Origin of the sequence: Pedobacter terrae, assembly GCF_036946585.1 — a bacterium.
Lineage (GTDB): Bacteria > Bacteroidota > Bacteroidia > Sphingobacteriales > Sphingobacteriaceae > Pedobacter > Pedobacter terrae_C.
On record NZ_JAQIIV010000004.1, the window covers coordinates 185,089 to 207,227 of the forward strand.

The 22,139-nt window shown below is 38.1% G+C and carries 24 protein-coding genes; 8 read left to right on the top strand and 16 right to left on the bottom strand.

The window, feature by feature from the left end; all coding sequences use genetic code 11:
• Window positions 1–3: 3 nt before the first annotated feature.
• Genes PGN18_RS08000 through PGN18_RS08010 form a run of 3 tightly spaced genes read right to left on the bottom strand, consistent with a single transcriptional unit; the run spans window position 4 to window position 2,037 of the window.
• Window positions 4–378 carry a GntR family transcriptional regulator gene (locus PGN18_RS08000; RefSeq protein ID WP_335318923.1) on the bottom strand — a complete coding sequence of 125 codons (375 nt, stop codon included), beginning with the start codon at window positions 376–378 and terminating at the stop codon, window positions 4–6.
• A 15-nt stretch (window positions 379–393) separates the two neighbouring features.
• A complete protein-coding gene (locus PGN18_RS08005) occupies window positions 394–1,206 on the bottom strand; it encodes a hypothetical protein (RefSeq protein WP_335318924.1) in 813 nt (270 codons plus the stop codon).
• Window positions 1,207–1,209: 3 nt separating this feature from the next.
• Window positions 1,210–2,037 (bottom strand): ABC transporter ATP-binding protein, encoded by an 828-nt coding sequence (locus PGN18_RS08010; protein ID WP_335318925.1) that lies wholly within the window; start codon window positions 2,035–2,037, stop codon window positions 1,210–1,212.
• 359 nt (window positions 2,038–2,396) lie between these two features.
• On the opposite strand from PGN18_RS08010, the gene PGN18_RS08015 reads away from it, so the two are divergent.
• From PGN18_RS08015 to namA, 3 genes are all read left to right on the top strand, one after another.
• The gene (locus tag PGN18_RS08015) at window positions 2,397–2,792 is read left to right on the top strand and encodes a DoxX family protein (RefSeq protein ID WP_335318926.1); all 396 of its coding nucleotides are present in this window, start codon (window positions 2,397–2,399) and stop codon (window positions 2,790–2,792) included.
• A gap of 2 nt (window positions 2,793–2,794) precedes the next feature.
• Window positions 2,795–3,784, top strand: a complete 990-nt coding sequence (locus PGN18_RS08020; RefSeq protein WP_335318927.1) for an aldo/keto reductase — start codon at window positions 2,795–2,797, stop codon at window positions 3,782–3,784.
• Window positions 3,785–3,888: 104 nt separating this feature from the next.
• Window positions 3,889–4,968, top strand: a complete 1,080-nt coding sequence (gene namA, locus PGN18_RS08025) for an NADPH dehydrogenase NamA (RefSeq protein WP_335318928.1) — start codon at window positions 3,889–3,891, stop codon at window positions 4,966–4,968.
• A gap of 258 nt (window positions 4,969–5,226) precedes the next feature.
• Here namA and PGN18_RS08030 read toward each other — a convergent pair whose 3' ends face one another.
• Together PGN18_RS08030 and PGN18_RS08035 are read right to left on the bottom strand one after the other, a co-directional pair.
• Window positions 5,227–7,545: a TonB-dependent receptor gene (locus tag PGN18_RS08030; RefSeq protein WP_335318929.1), complete on the bottom strand. Its 2,319-nt coding sequence runs from the start codon at window positions 7,543–7,545 to the stop codon at window positions 5,227–5,229.
• 114 nt (window positions 7,546–7,659) lie between these two features.
• Entirely contained in the window at window positions 7,660–7,992 is a 333-nt protein-coding gene (locus PGN18_RS08035) for a hypothetical protein (RefSeq protein WP_335318930.1), read from the bottom strand.
• A gap of 188 nt (window positions 7,993–8,180) precedes the next feature.
• Here PGN18_RS08035 and PGN18_RS08040 point away from each other — a divergent pair, with 188 nt between their 5' ends.
• The 3 genes from PGN18_RS08040 (at window position 8,181) to PGN18_RS08050 (ending at window position 10,822) form a co-directional block, all read left to right on the top strand.
• Complete coding sequence (locus PGN18_RS08040) at window positions 8,181–8,753, top strand: TlpA family protein disulfide reductase (protein WP_335318931.1); 573 nt, start codon at window positions 8,181–8,183, stop codon at window positions 8,751–8,753.
• Between the two features lie 120 nt (window positions 8,754–8,873).
• Window positions 8,874–9,932 carry a nucleoid-associated protein gene (locus PGN18_RS08045; protein ID WP_335318932.1) on the top strand — a complete coding sequence of 353 codons (1,059 nt, stop codon included), beginning with the start codon at window positions 8,874–8,876 and terminating at the stop codon, window positions 9,930–9,932.
• A gap of 458 nt (window positions 9,933–10,390) precedes the next feature.
• Entirely contained in the window at window positions 10,391–10,822 is a 432-nt protein-coding gene (locus tag PGN18_RS08050; protein ID WP_335318933.1) for a transposase, read from the top strand.
• Between the two features lie 135 nt (window positions 10,823–10,957).
• On the opposite strand, the gene PGN18_RS08055 is transcribed toward PGN18_RS08050, so the two are convergent.
• From PGN18_RS08055 to PGN18_RS08080, 6 genes are all read right to left on the bottom strand, one after another.
• A complete protein-coding gene (locus PGN18_RS08055; protein WP_335318934.1) occupies window positions 10,958–12,304 on the bottom strand; it encodes a DUF58 domain-containing protein in 1,347 nt (448 codons plus the stop codon).
• Between the two features lie 61 nt (window positions 12,305–12,365).
• Window positions 12,366–13,343, bottom strand: a complete 978-nt coding sequence (locus PGN18_RS08060) for an AAA family ATPase (RefSeq protein WP_335318935.1) — start codon at window positions 13,341–13,343, stop codon at window positions 12,366–12,368.
• A complete protein-coding gene (locus PGN18_RS08065; protein ID WP_335318936.1) occupies window positions 13,324–14,514 on the bottom strand; it encodes a DUF4350 domain-containing protein in 1,191 nt (396 codons plus the stop codon). The genes PGN18_RS08060 and PGN18_RS08065 overlap by 20 nt, the downstream gene beginning before the upstream one ends.
• Window positions 14,511–15,239 (bottom strand): DUF4129 domain-containing protein, encoded by a 729-nt coding sequence (locus PGN18_RS08070; protein WP_335318937.1) that lies wholly within the window; start codon window positions 15,237–15,239, stop codon window positions 14,511–14,513. Before PGN18_RS08070 ends, PGN18_RS08065 begins: the two co-directional genes overlap by 4 nt.
• Window position 15,240: 1 nt before the next feature.
• The gene (locus PGN18_RS08075; protein WP_335318938.1) at window positions 15,241–16,125 is read right to left on the bottom strand and encodes a hypothetical protein; all 885 of its coding nucleotides are present in this window, start codon (window positions 16,123–16,125) and stop codon (window positions 15,241–15,243) included.
• Entirely contained in the window at window positions 16,109–17,074 is a 966-nt protein-coding gene (locus PGN18_RS08080) for a stage II sporulation protein M (RefSeq protein ID WP_335318939.1), read from the bottom strand. Before PGN18_RS08080 ends, PGN18_RS08075 begins: the two co-directional genes overlap by 17 nt.
• 195 nt (window positions 17,075–17,269) lie before the next feature.
• On the opposite strand from PGN18_RS08080, the gene PGN18_RS08085 reads away from it, so the two are divergent.
• Entirely contained in the window at window positions 17,270–18,013 is a 744-nt protein-coding gene (locus tag PGN18_RS08085; RefSeq protein ID WP_335318940.1) for an RDD family protein, read from the top strand.
• Here the strand turns inward: PGN18_RS08085 and PGN18_RS22360 are convergent.
• From PGN18_RS22360 to PGN18_RS08105, 5 genes are all read right to left on the bottom strand, one after another.
• A complete protein-coding gene (locus PGN18_RS22360) occupies window positions 18,010–18,405 on the bottom strand; it encodes a DUF2752 domain-containing protein (protein WP_442955341.1) in 396 nt (131 codons plus the stop codon). The genes PGN18_RS08085 and PGN18_RS22360 overlap by 4 nt on opposite strands.
• Window positions 18,406–18,756 carry a CD225/dispanin family protein gene (locus tag PGN18_RS08090; RefSeq protein ID WP_335318941.1) on the bottom strand — a complete coding sequence of 117 codons (351 nt, stop codon included), beginning with the start codon at window positions 18,754–18,756 and terminating at the stop codon, window positions 18,406–18,408. It abuts the gene before it with no gap.
• Window positions 18,757–18,840: 84 nt separating this feature from the next.
• Window positions 18,841–19,566 (bottom strand): SGNH/GDSL hydrolase family protein, encoded by a 726-nt coding sequence (locus PGN18_RS08095; protein ID WP_335318942.1) that lies wholly within the window; start codon window positions 19,564–19,566, stop codon window positions 18,841–18,843.
• A 43-nt stretch (window positions 19,567–19,609) separates the two neighbouring features.
• Entirely contained in the window at window positions 19,610–20,338 is a 729-nt protein-coding gene (gene lipB, locus PGN18_RS08100; protein ID WP_335318944.1) for a lipoyl(octanoyl) transferase LipB, read from the bottom strand.
• Window positions 20,339–20,349: 11 nt separating this feature from the next.
• Window positions 20,350–20,997, bottom strand: a complete 648-nt coding sequence (locus PGN18_RS08105) for a 4'-phosphopantetheinyl transferase family protein (RefSeq protein WP_335318945.1) — start codon at window positions 20,995–20,997, stop codon at window positions 20,350–20,352.
• 71 nt (window positions 20,998–21,068) lie between these two features.
• Here PGN18_RS08105 and dcd point away from each other — a divergent pair, with 71 nt between their 5' ends.
• Window positions 21,069–21,605, top strand: a complete 537-nt coding sequence (gene dcd / locus PGN18_RS08110; protein ID WP_335318946.1) for a dCTP deaminase — start codon at window positions 21,069–21,071, stop codon at window positions 21,603–21,605.
• Window positions 21,606–22,139 lie beyond the last annotated feature (534 nt).

A 22,139-nucleotide genomic window follows, 5' to 3' on the forward strand; every position in this document is an offset into this window, starting at 1 on the left:
CTCTTAAGCGTTAAAGTTTTCTTTTACAAACGTTTTGTATTGGTTTTCCAGCTCATCAAAACCGATGTTAAGCAGGTAAATATTCCTGAACACTACAGGTAGCTCGTCTGCCATGAACTGTTGTTTCCGGTAGCTTTTTACGTGTTCAGTTGCAGCTTCATCTACAAAAAAGCCTATTCCCCTTTTATTTTTGATGATGTTTTTATTTTGCAGCAACTCGTAGGTACGCATAACGGTATTGGGGTTTACTTCCATTTCTACAGCTAATTCCCTTACCGAAGGAACCTTCTCATCAGCCTTCCATTTTCCTAGCAAAATGTGCTCACAAACGTATTCTGCTATCTGAAGGTATATTGCCTTGTTATCTCTAAATTCCATATCTATACCTTTTAATTAAACTTCTTTTTCTTTAAGGCGAACATAAGTGATCAGCCAAATAATTAAACTGAGTGCAACTGACGACCAAAAAAAGATGGCAAGTACAAAATCTTTTTCTACATGATCTACAGTGTATATGCGGCTTTTACCTGCTGTTATCCAATTTCCAAACTTAATGGTGAAGAAAATGATGAATGAAAATAATGCTGTTACGGATAAAGCAGTTTTGATGTAATGAAATCGGTTAAAATAGATAGAGCCTAGCAGAAAAATGCCCGAGAAGAAAAAAGGCATTGCAAATAAAAACTTGAACTCTTTTTCTGAAGTTAGATCATCAAACAATGTGCTAAATGAAACTACGGTCAGCTTACCTGTATTATAGTTTGTAGCTTTGCTATCTTGCCATAACTCATTGAAATAGTTTAAAAAAATCGCATCAACTACGTAAAAAATAAGCAGGTAGCTAATGATACTGAGGATGGTAGAAAAAAGAATGGCACAAATAAACTTTTCGGCAACGGAGGCGGGTGTCATTAACTCCATAATGGCCTTTGGCTTTTGACCAAATGCGCTAAAATAAGCGCTGGCTTGAATGGTCAGGAACAGGAAGCCTATAGCAATAAAAGTAGGTAGCCGGAAACCCAATTGAACACGGCCATGATCATCCCATTTATAAAATGAGCGGTTGATATCCGGGGTGTTAAAAAAATAAAAGGCAATTAAAATGCACGCTAATACCACCAGGCTCATTAAATAAATTTTTCCAAATTCCAGCCATTGTCTTTTGAGCAATAATCCAAATCTGTTTATGTTAAATGTGTTGTTCATGGTTTAGCTGAATAAAGGTTTAAATTTGATTTTTTCGGCTAGGATGGCATTAAAAAGTAACTCCATATCTAATTTGCTTTCTTCCTGGTGGTAATTTGGCATGACGGCATTATAACCAGAGAGCGAAGGCTCCGCGTAAAATATGCTGTCGTCAACCTTTTTTACTTTTTTAAAGGTCAGTTTTTCAGTAATTTCTTGTACTGTGGCTTTAAGGGCAATGTCATTTTCATCCAACATGATCACCGTATCAATCAGATTATCCAGGTCTCTAACTTGGTGGGTAGAAATGATGATGCAACGCTCATCTGTCATGGCCGAAGCCATAATTTTCCTGAACTGCGCCTTCGATGGGATATCCAACCCATTAGTAGGCTCATCCATAATTATCAATTTGGCCTGCGTAGCCAATCCAAAAGCGATAATTACTTTTTTCTTCTGGCCATAACTCATGTTAATGAGTTTCTGTTCAACCGGAATATCAAATTCTTTGATCAAATCATTAAAATATTGATGATCGAAGTTTTTATAAAAGGGAGCATTGGCTTTTAGGTATGTGCCAATTTTTACCGAAGGCAGATAAAATTCTTCAGGAATAAAACAGATCTGCTCTAAAAGCGCAGGCTGCCTTTTCGCAGGATCATAACCCATTACCTCCAATGTACCACTCTGAGCATATACCAAACCTGCAAGGTTTTTTAATAAAGTTGATTTGCCGGCGCCGTTTTTACCAAGCAAACCGTAAATATGGCCATTGCTTAACCGCATGCTCATATTTTTAAATAATGGCTTATGCTTGCTGTAGCCAAAATTAAGATTGTTAATATTGATCATATCTACTGTATTAGTTAAATAATACACTAAAGTATAATCTTATTTTGTTGTTTCCAAATTTTTGGTGAAAAAGTTTGACGTGGAGCGTGTGGCGGATGGCGTTGTTATATGGAAATATGTAAAAGGGATGATGGAATTGATTTATATTCTAACGCTATGTGTGTTAAGACTCTTGTTATCTTCTTTGTACCTATGAGATTAATTTGGATTTAATCTCAACACTATTCGCCCTACACTTAACGCTTTCCGCTCTTCGCTTTCTGCTAAAGGCCACGGAAACGTAAAATATCAGTTTAATCATTGTTTCAATAAAACTTCCTTCATACCCAGATTGTATGTTTGTAATACATCTATGTAGTATGGATACAAAATGGGCATATCTGCTTAGCCGCTTAGCAATTGGTTTAAGTTTTTTCGGACATGGTTTGGTTCGTTTGCCAAAACTTACTGGTTTTAGCCATTGGATGGTTGGGCAATTTTCGAAATCGTATTTGCCTGATGAATTGGTTGTTCCATTTAGTTATGTTTTGCCGTTTGCAGAATTGATAGCAGGGCTTATGATTATATTGGGTTTGTTTACCAGGCAAGGGTTATTATTTGCCGGAGCGATTTCATTGATGCTGATCTTCGGAACCACACTCATTGAAAATTGGGAGGCCTTACCTTCGCAACTCATTCATGTGGCATTTTTATCGGTACTACTTGTTTACTTACCGTATAACAGTTATGCGGTTGATCAAATCATTAAAAAATAATTATGGAATACAGAAAAATTGGAAATTCAGATTTAGAATTGTCAGTAATTACGTTTGGCGCCTGGGCCGCTGGTGGCTGGATGTGGGGCAGTACAGATAGAAACGATGCCATTAATGCCATAAAAGCCAGTTACGATTTAGGGGTTACTTCGATTGATACCGCACCCATTTACGGTCAGGGAGATAGTGAAGAAATTGTTGGCGAAGCCATAAAAGGCATTTCTCGCGATAAATTACAACTGGTAACCAAATTTGGGATGCGTTGGGATTTGGCCAAAGGCGATTTTGGCTTTAAGAGTAAAAACAATGAAGGAAAAGAGATTGATATTTATAAATACGCCGGAAAAGAAAGTGTAATTTACGAATGCGAACAATCTTTAAAACGCTTGGGTACTGATTATATAGACCTTTACCAGATCCATTGGCCAGACTCCACTACGCCGATCAGTGAAACTTTCGAAGCCGTGAGCAGGTTGATTGAACAGGGTAAGGTGCGTTATGCAGGTGTATGTAATTATGATGTAGCACAATTAAAAGAGGCCGGTCAGACTTTAGAGATTATTTCCAACCAGATTCCATTTAGCATGGTAAACCGCGGTGTTGAGGAAGAAATAGTTCCATACTGCATCGAGAATAATAAATCTGTTTTGGCTTATAGTCCGATGGAGCGCGGTTTATTAACCGGAAAAATGACTACTGACTACCAGTTTGAAGAGGGCGACCACCGAAAGGGAAATAAATTTTTCTCACCGGAAAGTATCGAAAAAACAAATGCATTTTTAGCTAAAATAAAACCGTTGGCAGATGAGCAAAATGCGACCTTATCCCAACTGGTTTTACGTTGGACGATTGAACGTCCAGGTATCACCATCGCTTTGGTTGGTGCAAGGAATGAAAAACAAGCTATACAAAATGCAAAAGCTGTAAATGTAACATTAAGTGCTGAAGATATTCAGTTCATCAATACAGAATTAAAGAAAGCTGGTTTTTAATTGTAATATTAAGCATAGCGTACACGGAGTTTTTCACAGAGAGGAACATTGGTTGTACTCCGTGTATTTCTGTGTGCTCTCCGTGGTTTAAATATTGAAAAGATATGTCTAAATTATTTTCTCCTTTTACGATAAAGGATGTAACCTTAAAAAATAGAATTGTGATTTCGCCGATGTGCCAATATTCGGCTGTTGATGGCTTTGCCAACGATTGGCATTTGGTTCATTTAGGGAGCCGTGCCGTTGGTGGTGCAGGTTTAATTATCCAGGAAGCTTCAGCAGTTACTGCCGATGGAAGAATAACATATGCCGATTTAGGCATCTGGAAAGATGAACATGTAGAAAAACTGAAACAAATTGTTTCTTTTATCCATGATCATGGCGCTATTGCAGGCATTCAATTGTCGCATGCCGGCCGAAAAGCCAGTTGTGAAGTACCATGGGACGGTGGCGAGCAGATTGCATCCGGTGAAAATAGCTGGAAACCGGTCGGTCCATCGCCAATTTCTTTCAAACCTGGACAGGTAGAACCGCACGAACTTTCGATTTCAGAAATTCAGGATATTGTTTTTGCATTCAGGGCAGCTGCAAAACGGGCACTTGATGCAGGTTATAAAGTAGTAGAAATACATGCTGCGCATGGTTATTTACTGCATCAGTTTTTCAGTCCTTTGAGTAATAAACGTACAGATGTTTACGGCGGAAGTTTCGAAAACCGAATCCGTTTGGTCATTGATGTAGTTGAAGCTGTACAATCGGTATGGCCAGATAATCTGCCATTGTTCGTCCGTATTTCGGCAACCGACTGGACGGAAGGTGGATGGAACGAAAATGATTCCTTGCAATTGGCTGCAGTATTAAAAGATAGGGGAGTGGATTTAATTGATACCTCATCTGGTGGAAATGTACCTGATGTTGTCATCCCTGCCGGACCAAATTACCAGGTCCCTTTTGCGGATAAGATCAGGAATGAGATCGGCATTTATACCGGCGCAGTAGGTGTGATTGTTGAAGCCCGCCAGGCTGAAGAAATTTTGGAGCAGGAAAAAGCCGATTTGATTTTTATTGCGCGTGAATCATTACGTGATCCTTATTTTCCGACACATGCGGCACAGGTGCTTGGCGATGATGTGGAATGGCCAAATCAATATGTGAGGGCAAAAAGGGAAAAGTTTAAGAAGTAGGTGGGAGGTGCAATCATGCATCGTCAAGCCAATGTTATTGTAAGGAGTAATTATTATAATAATCAGCTTGATTGACAGATAAATTCAGTTGTTGAGTTCCTCATTAAATCGTCATTGCAAGAAGGCTTTTCAGCCGACGAAGCCTGCCTGTTGCCGGCAGGCTTCGTCGTTTCTCCTCGCAATGACGATCAGACTTAAACAGAAAGCGGAGTAATCTTATCGATCAGCTCCGCTTTTTGTTTTCAGTGGTTTCGGTTGTTATTTCGCTACTGTAAAAGGAATGTACAATCCGAATGTAATGTTTCTACCGGGGTTATAAACACCTAAATTAAGGTTTTCTGAATCTAAACGGCCAGGTTTTAATCTGCTCAATGCATCGTAATACCTATGGTCTAACAAGTTATTTGCGGACACCGAAAGTTTAACTGGTTGTTTGCCCAAATTAAAGGTTGCCCCTATGCCTGCATTTAATAAGGTATAACCGCTGGTTGGCGTTTCAAAAACCTCATCTACACGGGTTTGTTTAAATGCTGAATTAATTCCTACAGAAAAGTATGCATCATTTACACCTTTAAGTTTGGGTTCAAAACGCAGCTCATTTCTCAATGTCCCGGCAGGTATGAAAGCTAATGGCCTATCCAAAGTATTATTTTGTGCATGAACATAGCCAAAAGTATTTTCGAAATGAATAAACGGAACCGGATGAATGGTTAAACTGGCTTCAGCACCATAAAGATTAGCATTTACCTGGCCATAACGGTAAACCGGATAATTACTATCTTCGGCATCTATTCTTTCTCCATTAGTTGAAGCGTAAATAAAGTTGTGAACGTAATTATTGTAAACACTTGCGCTGGCACTCACAATTTTGCCTTCGTATTCCAAAGCGGCATCTACCTGGTAACTGCGTTCCGGACTTAAATTGGAATTACCGATTTCATAGCGGAAAGTTCCTTCATGAACCCCATTTGAAGCTAACTCTGCCGGGTTAGGGGCACGGAAAGCAGAACCTGCGTTGGCTTTAAAGTTTAATGCTTCATTAAATTGATGGGTAAAACCTAATGCCCCGCTAACGTTCGAAAATTTATTCTGAAAAGGTGCAAACTGCTCTTCATTATCCACAAATAATTGTTTTCCGTTATTCTTTCTATAATCGTAACGCGCGCCAATACTAAAGGTACTGTTCTCCCAGTTTTTCTTGGCATAAGCAAAAACACCAATACCATAGGTATCATAATCTGGTATCAAAAATTCATCGTTTGCTTTGTTTTCACTTTGGCCGGCATCAGCACTTACACCAAATACAGGTTGCCATCCGTTTGTTTCGTGGATGTAGTATTTTAAATCGGCATTATAAGTTTTAAGATCAAAAAACAATGATGGATCTGGACCCTCTTCCAGTTCGCGGCGCTGATTCTGTTGATAACCAAAATCAGCCTTCAGATTACCATTACCGATGATGAAGTTGTTGTTTAAGGCGATTTTAAAGTGCCTGATGTCCTGACGTGGATATTCTAAGGTACGACTCTTAAAGTCGTTGTTAGTGAACGCACTACCATCTTCTCTTACAAAATTCCCGTTGTCATCTAAATGCGGATCGTAAAAGCCGATATTATTGTGAAAGTTAGACACATTTAAGTGCGTATAACCCCAGCTTTTATTTAAACCAATCATTCCGCTCAAATCAGTTTCGTTAAAGCCTGAATTCGGGAAATAACCGGTAGGTGTTTTAAAAGAATAAGCATTTTTATAGGTTCCACGCGCCCTCCAAACAAAGCCATTTTCGTTACCATTTAACATTAATGAGTTGGCGGTAAGTCCGTTGTTGGTAGCGTAATTGGTAATGAATTCTCCTTTTACCTGTCCTTCAGGTGCTGTACTCGGCTCTAATAGATTAATTACTCCTCCAAGTGCATCAGAACCGTACATTAGCGATGCTGCGCCACGTAAAATCTCTACACGATCTGATTTAAATTGGTCGATTTCGATGCCGTGTTCATCACCCCATTGCTGGCCTTGTTGTTTAATACCATCATCTAAGGTTACAATTCTATTATAACCTAAACCCCTGATTACCGGTTTAGAAATTGATGGGCCGGTAGTAATCTGCGATACACCAGGTACTTTAGCCAGCGCATCAATTAAGTTAGTGGAAGGCTGCAATAACTGATCCTTGCCCACTATAGCTGATGAGGCACTATTTCGTTTACTCGTGCTACTGATTAAACTTCCCGTGATTACAATTTCCTTTGTTTCTATGGCAGTAGGCTGTAAGGCAAATTCCAATCCGGCTGCGTTGGCAAAATTGACTACTTGCGCAGCGGTTTTGTAGCCGACGTAATGTACCTCGATTAGGTAACTTCCTTTAGCAGGAAGGTTATTTAATGTAAATTCTCCATCATTATTGGTTACGGATGAAACTTTTAAATCAGGAATAAAAATGGTAGCACCTGGTAATGTCTGTTTTGTACTGGCATCAATAACCTTACCTTTTATATCCTTTAATATGGCGGCGAAAGCAGTATTGCTTAATAATGTATATAGAATTACCAAGCCAATAAGCTGTAATTTTTTCATGTATGTGTGTAAATAAAATGAACGAAATACCAAAACTATAGCTCAAAAGAAGCTGGTTTTAGTTTATCGGATAAATAATTTGATTAGCGCAGATGCGCGATGAGAAAGAAGAAATTAGGCCAAAGGGGGACCACGTAAACAAGTGCGTTTTACCTCGGTAAAGGCATTCTTTAATGTTGGTGCGATGCGCTTAAAAATTCTGGCTGATAAAAAGATTCTGTAAATGTGGTGGATTTGCACATAGTTTTTTTCAAAACTTGCGTTACAGATCAAACAGGTATCGCCATGTGCCTGTACGTGACTAACATGTTTACAATTAACTTCCTTTTCAACAACCGGAAGTGGATTATGGTGGTGAAGTACACTCCATGGCGTTAAAGCAATAGCAAATACGATCAGCAGGAATACTGATAAATATTTATGAATATTTTGTCTATGCTTTTTCAACCGGGCAAAAATAACAATTCCTCAGCAATTATAATATATTTACAAAGTAACTTTGTTTTTATAGTGGTTTCGACTTTAGATTTAACCGGTAGTTTAACCTGGGATTGCATAAATCTGCTATAAAGTGCCGAAATGTAGATTGCAAATCCAATCCATTATGATTTGCAATAAAGATAATAGATAGTTAAATGAAAATTATCAGGAAAAACCTATTTAACGCATTACTGATCGCTATCTTTTTGGTAATGGCTTTTGTACCTGGTGCAAAAGCATTTTTTATTAGGGGCTTAATGGAGATCGGTTTCTATAAACCCAATGTGGAAACAACTAAAGAAAATATTGCTGGTCTCAACGGAATCAGGTTTAAAGATGTCAATGGCAATCTGGTTGATCTTGGCGATTTAAAAGGCAAAGTTATTTTTCTCAACTTTTGGGCAACCTGGTGCCCGCCATGCAGAGCCGAGCTACCTTCGATCAACAAGTTATACGATCAATTTAAAAATGATCAAAATATAGTTTTCATTTTTGCCGATGCTGACGGCGACCTTGCCAAATCGGCCCAATTTATGTCCGACCGGGAATATCACTTGCCAGTTTATAAGATAGAAAGTAATATCCCCGAGCAGCTATTTACAGGTGCATTACCCACAACTGTTATTTTCGATAAGCAGGGGCGATTATCTTTCAAACATGAGGGTGTGGCCAATTATGCAGATCAAAAGATTGTTGATTTCTTAAATCAGTTAAAAAGCGTAAAATAACTCAACGTCAAAACCAATCCATATGCTCATCTCAGTGGTATATAAATTGAAGGGAGCGCAACAGTTAATGAGCAAACTTTGACTAGAGGGTTAACCAATGATTTTACTATTTTTGCGCTTATGATTTCATTTTTCGAGGCTTCCCTGAAGCAACTTTCCATCCACCATACTGGCAATAAATTACTTGAAGAGTACTACAAATTATCTGATGCGCCTTTAAAAATCGATGACGAAATGTTGGGGAACCTGCTGTTGCAATATTTCTTAAAGCCTTTTGAAAAAGTAAATGAAGTCTATCGGTTTTATCACCCTAATGATAATTTGGAATTGAACGAAGTATTCCATTTCGTTCATGAAATTTTTGAAAATAATGAACTGTTTCACGAAGATTCGCAACAACTGGCCAAACATCTATACGATGTAGCCAACCATCCAAAAATTAAATCGGGTGAATTGTATATTGCCTATTTTGAAAAGGTGCAGATAGAAGGTGAACAATTGGATGTAGTTGGAATTTTTAAATCTGAAACAAAAGATACCTATTTAAAAGTTTATCCGGAACAGGATGGTTTTAATGTAAGTTATGAACAGGAAGCCATTAACATTAATAAGTTAGATAAAGGCTGCCTGATTTTTAATGTAGATAGAGAAGAAGGTTATAAAGTCGTGGTATTGGATCAATCGAAGAGTAGTAACGACTCTGCCGTTTATTGGAAAGATGAATTCTTAAAACTCAAAATCAGGAATGATAGTTATAACCAGACCCATAATGTTCTAGGCGTTTATAAAAACTTTGTCACGCAGAAGCTTGATGACGATTATGAAATCAGCAAAGCAGATAAAATTGATCTCTTAAACCGTTCAATGAAGTATTTCAAAGAAAAAGAGACCTTTGATATGGAGGAGTTTGGAAATGAGGTGATTGGCAATGCCGACGGGATTGAATCTTTCAAAAACTATAAGAAAAATTACGAAGAAGAGTTTGAAAGTCCGATAGCCGATCATTTTGAAATTGCCGAATCTGCGGTTAAAAAACAGGCCAGGGCTTATAAAAGCGTGTTAAAATTGGATAAGAATTTCCACATCTATATCCATGGCAATAAAGACATGATTGAGAAAGGTTATGACGATGATAAATCGATGAATTTTTATAAAGTGTATTTTAGGGAAGAAGAGTAGGGAGTTTTGAGTTGGGCGTTTGGGGCTTAGAGTTGCCAGGCATGTTGTTGTAACAATACCTCTAAACTCATCACTGTTAACTCCCAACTAAATCCGCTGCCGTGCTTTCAGCGCTAAATATTGATTAATTACGTTAACGGTAAGCTTTTGCGGAAGTGTAAGAATAGCCAGAATACTAATTCCTCGGTCTGTGTCCTCACAGACCGAAACAAACATTCAATTTTAAAGATATCAATCTTATTTTTACGATTATCGGTTCTATAGGGGGCATGAACCAAAATAAATTTATATTCGATTAAATGAGATTGAGGTTAATTTTCTATTTTTATTTATGGAAAATGAAATCTTCATACAACATCATAATTCAAAGATGCTTTTGGATGAAGTGTACTTTTGGACGGATACGGTTAAAGATTGGAAGAAGATATTTTCTATCGATAAATATAAAATAGTTGTAATTGATACTTAAGGAATTAGTTAATAGAAAAAAGATTGTTGTTTATGCTTTTGTAATTATGCCAAATCACTTGCATTTGGTATGGAAAATGATTGAGCTAAATGGGAAAGAAATGCCTCATGCAAGCTTTAACAAATTTACCTCTCATCAGATTTTTCAGGATATAAAACTTCAACATTCAGAGCGACTATCAGATTTTAAAGTAACCGATGCAGAAAGAAATTTTCGTTTATGGCAGCGGGATCCTTTAGCCGTTTTAATGGATTCGCAAAATAAACTAGAACAGAAAATCGATTATATCCATCTCAACCCTTTACAAGAAAGATGGCAATTATGCGAAAAACCTGAAGATTATGATTGGTCATCTGCCAGATTTTATGAAACCGGAATAGATAATTTTGGATTTTTAACCGATTATAGGGATCTTTTGTAATGTTTCGGTCTGTGGGGACACAGACCGAGGATGGTGGAAGAAGAATAGGGAGTTTTGAGTTGGGCGTTTGGGGCTTAGAGTTGCCAGGCATATTGTTGTAACAATACCTCCAAACTCACCACTGTTAACTCCAAACTAAATTCTTTGGTGTGCCTTCAAGGCCAAATACTGATTGATCACATTTACCGTAAGCTTTTGCGGTGGTGTAAGAATAGCCAAAATACCATGTTTGTTTAATTCTTTAACCATTAATTTTTTCTCGTAGATAAATTTCTCTGCAATGGTTTTATGATAAATCCCCTCCACATCTTTAGCAGGTTCTGTACTTAATTCTTTTAGCTCGGTATTTTCGAAAAACACAACCAACAGTAAATGGTATTTGGCAATTCTTTTTAAAAAGGGTAACTGGCGCTGGAGCGCTGATAAACTCTCAAAATTGGTAAAGAAAACCAAAAGACCGCGTTGTTTTACAACAGTACGAACGGTAGTGTACAGGGCTTCAAGATTACTTTCCAAATACCTTGTTTTTTCTTTGTAAAGCACATTCATAATGCTGCCCAACTGTGAAGCTTTACGGTCTGCAGGTACTATCGATCCAATCGTTTCTGATAAGGTAATCAATCCGGCTTTATCTTCTTTAAGCATGGCGACTTTCGAAAGTGCAACGGTTGCATTTATAGCATAATCAAGTAAGCTCAATCCTTCAAAAGGCATGCGCATTACCCGCGATTTATCAATAATACAATAGATATGCTGTGATTTTTCATCTATATAGGTGTTCACCATTAAACTGCCTTTTCTTGCAGTGGCTTTCCAGTTGATGGTACGAATATCGTCGCCGCCAACATAATTTTTAATCTGGTCAAATTCACTGCTTTGTCCGATCTTTCTGATCTTTTTAATCCCAAATTCAGTTAAATAGCGCGATGCTGCCATGAGTTCGTACTGACCAAGATTGATGAACGATGGAAAAACAGGTAAAATCCTGGCGCCATCAAAATTGTAACGCCTACTAACTAAACTTAATGGCGAACTGATATAAGCTCTAATGAATCCGAAATCATATTCACCACGTTTGGTTGGACGTAAATTATAGTGGATTGATTTTATTTCTGCGGGTTTTATATGGAGCTTAAAATCTTTATCACGAATCTGGAACTGAAAAGGTATTTCGTCAATTACCCTTGCATTTACCCCAAAGCCATAATGATTTTTTATCTCGATCTGTATCGGGTTTTCATCACCATTGCTCAAACGTTTAGCAGTTAATCTTCTGGCTTCAATCCCATTATGATTACGGTATAGAATAAAAATATCGATAAAAAATAATAAGATGACCGCACCTGTAGCAATTTCGGGGATATCGCCAAGCCAGGGAAAAAAGAACTTCAACAAAAAAAGTAGAATGCAGCATCCTAGGGCCGCGAATAAACGGTCGGTCAGGAATAGGTTGCTGTAATATTGCTGAAAGAATTTTTTCAATGTTGTTTAATTGCTTAATTATTTAAATCGGTTAACTACAAACTGGCAACTGCAAACCGACTTACCTCGGTATTTCTATTTTTTTAATAATCTGATGGATGATGTCGCTTGTGGTTAATCCTTCCATTTCCTTTTCAGGCGACAATAAAACCCTGTGTGCCAATACAGGGATAGCTACAGCAATAATGTCATCTGGTGTAATAAAATCGCGGCCTTGCATAGCGGCAAAAGCTTTTGCACTATGTACGATGGCTAATGATGCCCTGGGCGACGCGCCCAAGTATAGCGATGGATTGTTGCGGGTTTCGTTTACAATTTTGGCGATAAACTCCAATAACTTCGGTTCTACAAATAAACTGCGGATTACACTCCTGGCTTCCAGTATCTGTTGGATGGACAATACGGGTTTTACTTCATTCAGCAATGTTTTATTAATCAGACCATGTTGCGCCATTAAGATCGCAGTTTCTTCCTCTAGCGAAGGATATTTAACTTCAATTTTAAATAAAAACCGGTCTAATTGCGCTTCAGGTAAACGGTAAGTACCTTCTTGCTCAATAGGGTTTTGGGTGGCCAGCACCATAAACGGTTCGTCCATGATATAGGTTTCTCCATCAATAGTCACCTGGCGTTCTTCCATCACTTCGAAAAGTGCTGATTGGGTTTTGGCCGGTGCACGGTTAATCTCATCAACCAAAATAATATTACCGAAAATAGGACCTCTTCTAAATTCAAAATCTCCTGTTTTGGTATTAAATATTGGGGTTCCCAAAACATCAGAGGGCATTAAATCGGGGGTAAACTGCACCCTCGAAAATTGCGCTTCTATGGATTTGGCAAGCAATTTTGCACTAAGTGTTTTCGCTACTCCGGGTACGCCCTCAATTAAGATGTGGCCATCAGCAAGCAAACCAACAATTAAGAAATCAATCACCTGTTTTTGTCCGATAATGATATTTCCAAGCACATTTCTGATCTGATTTACCGCCTCATTTAAAGCGCTTAAATCGGTACGTGGGTTAAACTGTTCTTGTTCCATTGCTTTGCGTATTTTTATAAAACTGTTCTATACTTTCGTTTAAATAAATTAATTGGGTATCATTTAAGGTGCCCATTGTTGGTGTTTGTGTAATATGATTGGTAATGGTTTTGGCCAATGCTTCGTTAATGCCAGTTTTCTCCATGAGTACCTGGGCAAAGTTGCCATCAATTTCATTGGTTTTTAAATAATATCTCGTTCTCAAATATTCCAAAAAATAGTTGATCTTTTTTAAGGCGATATCGAGGTTGTTGCGTTCGTGGTAATAAACGCTACCTACGACATGAACAAACGCTAATGAAGAATTGGTAAGCGGATCAGCAATTGGAATAATTCTTTGTCTGCGCTTCATATCGTAAAGCACAAAAACGATCAAGCTGAATATGGCCAGGTAGTAAGCGTATTTGAGTTCAGGGTGTTTAAAAAATACCCGGAGTATATCGGTTGTGGTGGCTTTTTGTGCAGAAAAATACTCATCAAAAATAAGCTGCTGAGTTCCTTGTAGATAACTTAAAGTTTTAGCGGCGTATTCTGCGCCGTATTTATCCAGCAGATTAAAATTAGTGTAAAAACCTGGTTCAGCAATCAGATATAGATTTCCCTTACCATAGCTGTAACGCACAAAGTTGGGTTTTCCATCTCCGTTCACACCGAGTACAGTAGCCTTATTGGTATCGATTTTATAATAATATTGACTGCCAATTCCTCTTTCAAAACCGTAGTTTGCCTCAGTTTTTAGGTTTGGATTGGTGAAGTTCAATGTGCGGCCTTCTGCCGACATGGCGATAAGCGCTTGTAGTTTGAGGCTTTTTTCTATTTTTCCCAGATCGTAACTGGCAATAAAAACGTCATTACCGACCTGCATGTATTTAATCAGCTGATCGAAATCTGTCTTACTGATTTCTACTTGTTGGGCAATGATTAAATAAGCTGTCTTGTTTAAGTTTTTATCCTTTAATGTATTGTAGATTGCAGTTTTAGATTGTTTAATTGTTGTCTTTGGTAAAATATCCTTTATCCGATGGTACAAAATATATGTTCCATATGGAATTTTATCTTTTACCGCATAGGTAGGTGCCCAGTTTGTTGGCGTGGGTTTGTTGTACTGGGCAACTAAATAAAGAATAATTAGTATAGCGCCAATGATCAGATATATTTTATAACCTTTCATTTAATCTGGCTGTTAAACTGGTTAAACAATTGGTTGATAGGCTCAAATTTTACTTCGTCAATAGGGAAATCGCCATACCAGATATAATCAAACTGTAGGGTAAGCTTACTAAAATCATTTCTTAGTTCCGGTTTATCAATTTCCATTAAATAATTATAATTGGTTTTATCGGGCTGCCAATTAATGATTTCTGCATCGCTTAGTTTTTTTAATGCCCTTAAATATAAAAGCCTAACCGCCAGACGGAATTTTCTTTCGGCAACCAACCTTTGCAGCTCCTGTTCATAATCAATTTCATGAATATTTTCGGTAATTACATCGTACGGAAGGATTGTTGCTTTCGGTTTTTTTCTGAATATGTTCTCGGCCCCGATGGTTTTAATCACAATAAACAAAATAAGTGCTATGCCTAGTCCAATAAAAATATACCTCGAAATTAAATTAGTGCTTGCATCCTGAATTAAGGAACCGATTAACCGCCAAAACCACATCCAGAATTTATCCCACCACGACAATTGCTGCTCGCCAATTTCATCATATTGAAATTCCTTTTGCTTTTTATAACTATTGATGGAATCTTTATCGAATTTTAAAGGAGTAATTTGAGCACTATCCACCCTGATCTCGCTAGTAGCAGATTTAGGCTTGACAGCTTGTGCTTTGCTGATTACCGGGATAAAAAACAACAGTGAAACAAGAAGATATCGGAATAGTGCGCGTTGCATTTTAATATTCTTCAGGTCTGGTATCAATAGGTTTTCCGGTATCGCCAAAATTAGAAATCCTTTCCATTAAGCCAGTGTTTTCTTTTTGTTCAACCAAACTAAAATAGGCTAGTGAAATGGTAATAATGGGGATGATGGTAAACACCTGGCACAATGACTGCAGAACTGTTGTAATCATGGTCAGTGTTAATGACATGTGGGGGCTTTTATGCGTAAACATCCCAATCATATTAAACAGGCTCGTAGGTAGAATAATCATGCTCATACAGGCATAAACAATAATCCATACTACGATCAGCGTACCAAAGGTAACCCAGAAATTATCTTTAATAACATTGAAACTTCTACCAAAAGAATAGCCCAGCGAACCATTTTCAATCACCATTATGGGAAACATCATCGCTACGTATGGGAATAACCAAAAGCCTGGCACAAGGCAAAACATAAAAGCAATGACCAACATAATGAGTAGTAAAATAGAACTTCCAAAAATCCTGAAGAAGTAATATTTAAAGTATCCCCAAACCTCATCCGTAGTAGGTGTTTGATTTCCTTTTTTTACATAAATGGCTATATAAGAAAGTATGGCAACAGTCATGCTGGCATACGAAGCCAAAGAGAACAAAACTGAAAGAAAATATTCTATTCCATGCAATGATGAGAAACCTAAGCCATTGCTGTTTCTACCGTTACCGATGGTATTGATAATGTTAACCATTTTGTATTGTTGCATTAACATGGTTAACATGCTGGCCAGTACAAATAAACCGCAAAAAGTAAAGTATATTTTGATTAGCGGCTTAAAATTTTGGCGCATGAAGGTAAAGGTATCATTGATCACCTGTCCGAAATCTCTTCTTTTCTTAAATTCAATTTTCCCTAGCATGTTGGTGTTGCTTGTTATGATAGATTTTAATGGGGTAAATAAATATATACCAGATGATAAAAGCTGCAGAAGACAGCAAAATCAGTACACTTAACCACAAAGGCATTTCAGTATGTCGGGTAACGAAGCTTTCAAAAAATGCGGCTACAATAAATATAGGAATCAGGCCTATTACCATTTTTAATCCATCTTTTGCGCCTCTTAATACAGAGGCCATTCGGGTATAGGTTTTAGGGAATAAAAGACTATTACCCAAAACTAAACCAGCCGCACCCGCCAAAACAATTGCCGATATTTCCAATGTTCCATGAATCCAGATTACCAGAACCGATTGAAAGCCCAGGCCTTTGCTAAAAAAGAAATATTGGAACGAGCCTAGCATGATACCGTTTCTGAATAACGAGACGATGGACCCGAAAGAAAATATAATGCCTAAAACAAAGGTGTACAGTGCAACAAAAATATTGTTAAACCCAATTTGCATAAACATCATCAATTCATTACTTTGCTTATAAACCCCAAAAGGATCACCTTTAGCAATATTTTCGTTCGTCATATTCACATAAGCGTCGCCCATAATCAAACGAACAAAAGTATCATCGTATTTGGCCGATAGAGCGCCAATGGCACAGGAAACCAAGAAGAATGCCAGGGCATAGAGTACCTGTTTTCGATGTTGCAAAAATATTAAGGGAAGTTCAGTTTTCCAGAAATGAATAAAGCGGTTCGATTTTTCCTTTTTGTTTTTGTAAACAGATTGGTGTAATTTGGAAGCTAAGCCGTTAAGATAGGCCGTAGTTTTCGAATTTGGATAAAATGTTTTTGAGTATGCCAGATCGTTGGTAATCTCGATAAACTGATTGGCCACTTCATCAGGACTAGGCTGCTGCATCGAATCATAATACTGCCACTTCTTCGAATTCTGTTTAACAAATAGTGCTTCTCTCATTTATAGGCGTTACCAAATCTTGGGGTAAAATAGCTAAATTTTATGGAAATAAAACCCGAATTATTCTCAGATGTTTTAACCTTTCAAAACAAATCTACATAGCTGAATAGTTCAGTTGAAAATATAATAAAACATTAGTTTTAAAAAATAAAGATTTCCCTGCACCTATTATCTCAAAAAAAATTATGTTTGAATATGGATAGCATCAGAATTAGCACGGCTCAGAATATTGATATTGATTACGAAATTGCCGGCCTTGGAGAACGGATAGCCGCACGATGTATCGACCTTGCCGGATTTGCAGTGCTTGCTATAATTACCCTGGTAGTTATGGGAGCAGCTCAAATGGCGATGTCTGGTATTGCAGCAATGGTTATTTTATTTATTTTCCTGGCAGTTTTTGTTTTTTACGATCTGGTTTGCGAAATCACTATGGACGGGCAGACTTTTGGAAAAAAGGTATTAAAAATTAAGGTAATCAGCATAGATGGTACACAGCCAACTTTCGGGCAGTATATTTTTAGGTGGTTATTCCGGATGGTTGATTTTGGTTTTCCTTTTGGCTGGGGCGTTGTTGCGCTGGTTTCGGTAGCGGTCACTGAAAACCACCAGCGATTAGGGGACTTACTGGCCAAAACAACATTGATTAAAACCAAAGCCCGTACTGAATTGGCCAATGTAGCATTCAGTTTTAATCTGCCTGAAGAATATGAACCGCTATTTAAAGAAGTACTGCATTTAAATGATCGGGATATAGAACTTATTCATGAAGTGTTGACCAGTTATTATCAAACAGGAAATGCCGATTTAATTTATGCCATGGCGGCCAAAACCAACGCCCATATTTTGGTAAATATTCCCGCCGGAATGAATGAATTACAGTTTCTGGAAACAGTACTAAAGGATTACAATCATCTTACGGCTAATATGGGCGTTTAAGCAGCAAGATAATTAAATGGGGGGTACGGCAAATTTCTGGCAATCCAGAATATCATTACAATAACAAAGATTATTTTCGGCGTATTTGGACTGTACCAAAAATGTAATAGTAGGGTTTTCTTAGTGAAATAAGAGTAAATTTTGCAGAATAGTTGTAAAGCAAGGATGGGTAAGCTAAACACCAGTAGCAGATTATATCCCATTGCTTTCTGTAGGTTTAGATGAAGCAAGGCATGTATTGCCCGCTGAGAGCCACAACCAGGGCAATCCAAGTGCAGGTATTTGTGAAAAGGGCATTCTGGAAAGAAACTATACACCTCAGGATTGAACTGATAATAAATTATCACGAAAGATAACAATACAATCAAGCCTAAGATGTACAGAAACTTCATCTATCTGTAATTGCTCATCATGGCGCCGCCAAAGCCAAGTACTACGAAAAATAAGATGTACAAAACATAAACACCGATACCAACAAAAAAGCCAATTTTTGTCCATTTTCCGGCAGCGGCAGATGCAGCTTGAGCCCCGGCGTAATCGCCAGCAGCATATTTACTATTCACATTTGCAGCATTTACAATACCAGCTATTCCGAATGGCAAGCAGCAGAATAAGGTAACAAGGATTGATTCTACAAGCCAATTTTTTGGGACAGGATTTCCGAATGGTTGTTGCCCGAAAGGTTGTTGTCCAAACGGTGGTTGCCCGAAAGGAGCTTGTTCTTGAGGTTTTTGATCTTCCATAGTATAAACTTTATGATTATTTAATTTAAATAGTTAAACTAAAGTAATTTTTTTAATTCAAAAATGGAATAAATGAGTATTTAATTATTTCAACACCGCTGATACTTTCGTTAATAAAGCAGTAGCCCATTCGGCGTACATTTTAGCACTTGGGTGTAATCCATCATCTGCTACTAACGATAGGTCGGTTGCTGCATTTCTTGATGCAGGTGTGATGTTGGTATAACTTACGCCTGCAGCTAGCGTTATTTCCTGGTTTGCGGCGTTAAAACTATCAATCTCATTGGCTATAGTTTGCATGCTTCTTCCAGAATTTTTGCCAAAAGGAGTAACGCCCCAATCGGGTATGGAAACCACAAAAATCCTGGTTTTATCACCGCCCGCATAAGTAATTGCCGTTTGCAACAGTTCTGAAAACTCCTTTTTATAGGTGCTTAAGGGATAGCCCCTGTATTGGTTGTTTACGCCAATTAAAAGCGTCACAAAACTGAAAGTGCCATTTACATTTTCACTCTTAATGGCCGCCTGAAGCTCGTTGGTGGTCCAGCCTGTAACCGCAATAATTTTGGGATTTGCTAAAGTGATGTTTTGGGCCTTTAATAGACCTTGAAGCTGATATGGAAAAGATTCTGCCTGTTTGACTGATTCGCCGATTGTATAAGAATCGCCAAGGGCTAAATAAGTAAAATTTCCTGTTCCTTTTGAAGGATTTGTAGCTTGATTGGTTGTTGGCTCGTTAATCATGGGGGCTTTTTTAGTACAGCCCGAAGTTAAGAAACAAAATAAAACAGCGCTTAATAAAATCTTCATAACCTGACTTACGAAGTAACCTCAAACTTGGTTTTATCGCTTACTAAACCAGCTTCATCTTAAACAGTTCGGCAATATAATTTTTCAATTTGCCTTTCACTTCTTCCATATTCATTTGATAGCCCAATTCCTGTGCTAATGAGGTTACCGCTTTATCATCAATACCGCAGGGAACAATATTTTTGAAATAATCTAAATCTACATTTACATTAAAGGCGAAGCCATGCATGGTCACCCAGCGACTGCAGCGTACGCCCATTGCACATATCTTACGTGCCTTTTCATTTTCGGCATCTAACCAAACGCCAGTAAAACCGGGATAACGGCCTGCTTCTATCTCATAGTCTTTTAAAGTAAGGATAACTGCCTCCTCCAGGGTACGTAGGTATAAATGGATATCAGTAAAAAAGTTATCGAGATCAAGAATTGGATAGCCTACAATCTGTCCTGGCCCGTGATAAGTAATATCACCACCGCGGTTTATTTTATAATAGGTTGCCTGTTTATCTTTTAAACCTTGTTCATCCAACAATAAATTTTCAGGGTGACCGCTTTTACCTAAAGTATAAACATGTGGATGCTCGCAAAATATAAGGTGATTTGGTGTAGGCTTATTCGTGTTATTCACCCGGTTTTCAGTTTTAATAGCCACTGTTTTATTGAGCAGATCTTCCTGTTTATCCCAAGCTTCCTGGTAGTCTGTCAGTCCCCAGTCTGAGAAAATGGTTGGTTTTAAGCCTGTGACAATTGCTTTATTCGCTATCTCGTTCATCTCCATATAAATTAAGAATTGCCGGCTACATAGCCCAACATATATCCATCTTTTGTTTTAAAGTAATTAATAGTTAGCTCACGCGTACCTGAAGGTAGTTCTACCAATGCATTTAATGAGCCTTCGTTTTTTAGCTTAAAAGGTTTAATATGGATATGCTGCTTAAATTCCAATCCTTTTTTGCCGTGCCATTTATAAACAGCCTCTTTGGCACACCAGGCTACATATAAGCCATCCGTATTATCGCCAATCTGTTTTTGGGCGAGCTCCAAATCGCTTAAAAACTTGTGTTTAATGCTTTTTATTTTGTGTTTAATGAGTTCGATATCAATACCAACGGGGTGGTCTTGGCTAATCATTACGGCAGCATAATCATAAGAATGGCTTAACGAAATATGATAATTGAAATTAACCAGATAAGGTTTGCCGTGCTCATCAAACTGGCAATCGATATACTCGGTTGTATTGAGCATGGTTCGTAAAAGCAACCTCGTACTTAACCAGTGCAATAGCCTTTTGCCACTGTTTAATGATGAAATAATATCATGTTCGTGCTGCTTAAGCTGCAGTCCGGCCAACAACTCTGCTTCCGTTTCCTCAATTTTCCAAATGGCTAAAACAGAATGCTGATCAATATTTTTGTGGTAAATGATTGGCATTGATTAAATTGGAGATTACATGCAAAATTATCTTAAATAAATGATAATTTAGGCCAAAAATACGTATAAAAATGATATTATCTGATAGCAGGATATTAGAAGAAATGGAGAAGGGAACAATCATCATTGAGCCTTTTAAACGTGAATGTTTAGGAACCAACTCATATGATGTTCATTTAGGGAAATATCTGGCTACTTATAAAAGCCGCGTACTCGATGCGAAGGCGCATAACGAAATCGAACATTTCGAAATTCCTAAAGATGGTTACGTACTTTACCCGGGTACCTTATATCTTGGTGTTACTGTAGAATATACTGAAACACACGGACACGTACCTTTTTTAGAAGGGAAAAGCAGCACCGGGCGACTGGGTATCGATATTCATGCCACAGCCGGTAAAGGCGATGTTGGTTTTTGCAATACCTGGACATTGGAAATATCTGTAGCGCAACCAGTAAAGGTTTATGCCGGAATGCCTATCGGGCAATTGATTTATTTTGTTGTTGAAGGTAAGATTGAAACCATGTACAATGCAAAAGGTAATGCAAAGTACAATAATAAAACCACCAGGCCGGTGGAAAGCATGATGTGGAAGAATAAGTTTTAACAATTTGTTTAAGCTATTGGTCGCCGACAAATACGTTTTCGTTTTTTTTTGGAAATGAAAGTCGGTGCACTATGGCGGTCTGTAGCCCCGCCATTCGCTGTGGTCCCGATAGAAGAATCGGGAGCCGCCGCTGCTGTCGGGTTTATGATTCGCAGTCTGTTTTCAGGTTCTTAACTTTCCGTTTTCCGTTTATACGCTTCGCTGTCTCGTACCTCCTTGCTGCAGATTATCGCTGCACCTAGGAGGCTAAATGGACAATGTAACATTTCATTCGTGTGGTTGCAGGGTGCGCAGACCTCTGTTCCTAAACCCGATAGAGCGGAATAGCCCGGAGTGTAGCGAGGACTATAGCGAAAGCGGGGCTAAAGCTGCCAAGAACCACAAACCAATCATTTTCCTAATTCTATTTCTATCATTGAGATACCAACCGATAAGATACAGCTTCCCGTGGACTGTATGTCCACTAACCACTTTTGAATATTCCTCTTTCGTTCTGTGAGGACACAAACCGAGGATAGAGAATCACTGTATGCT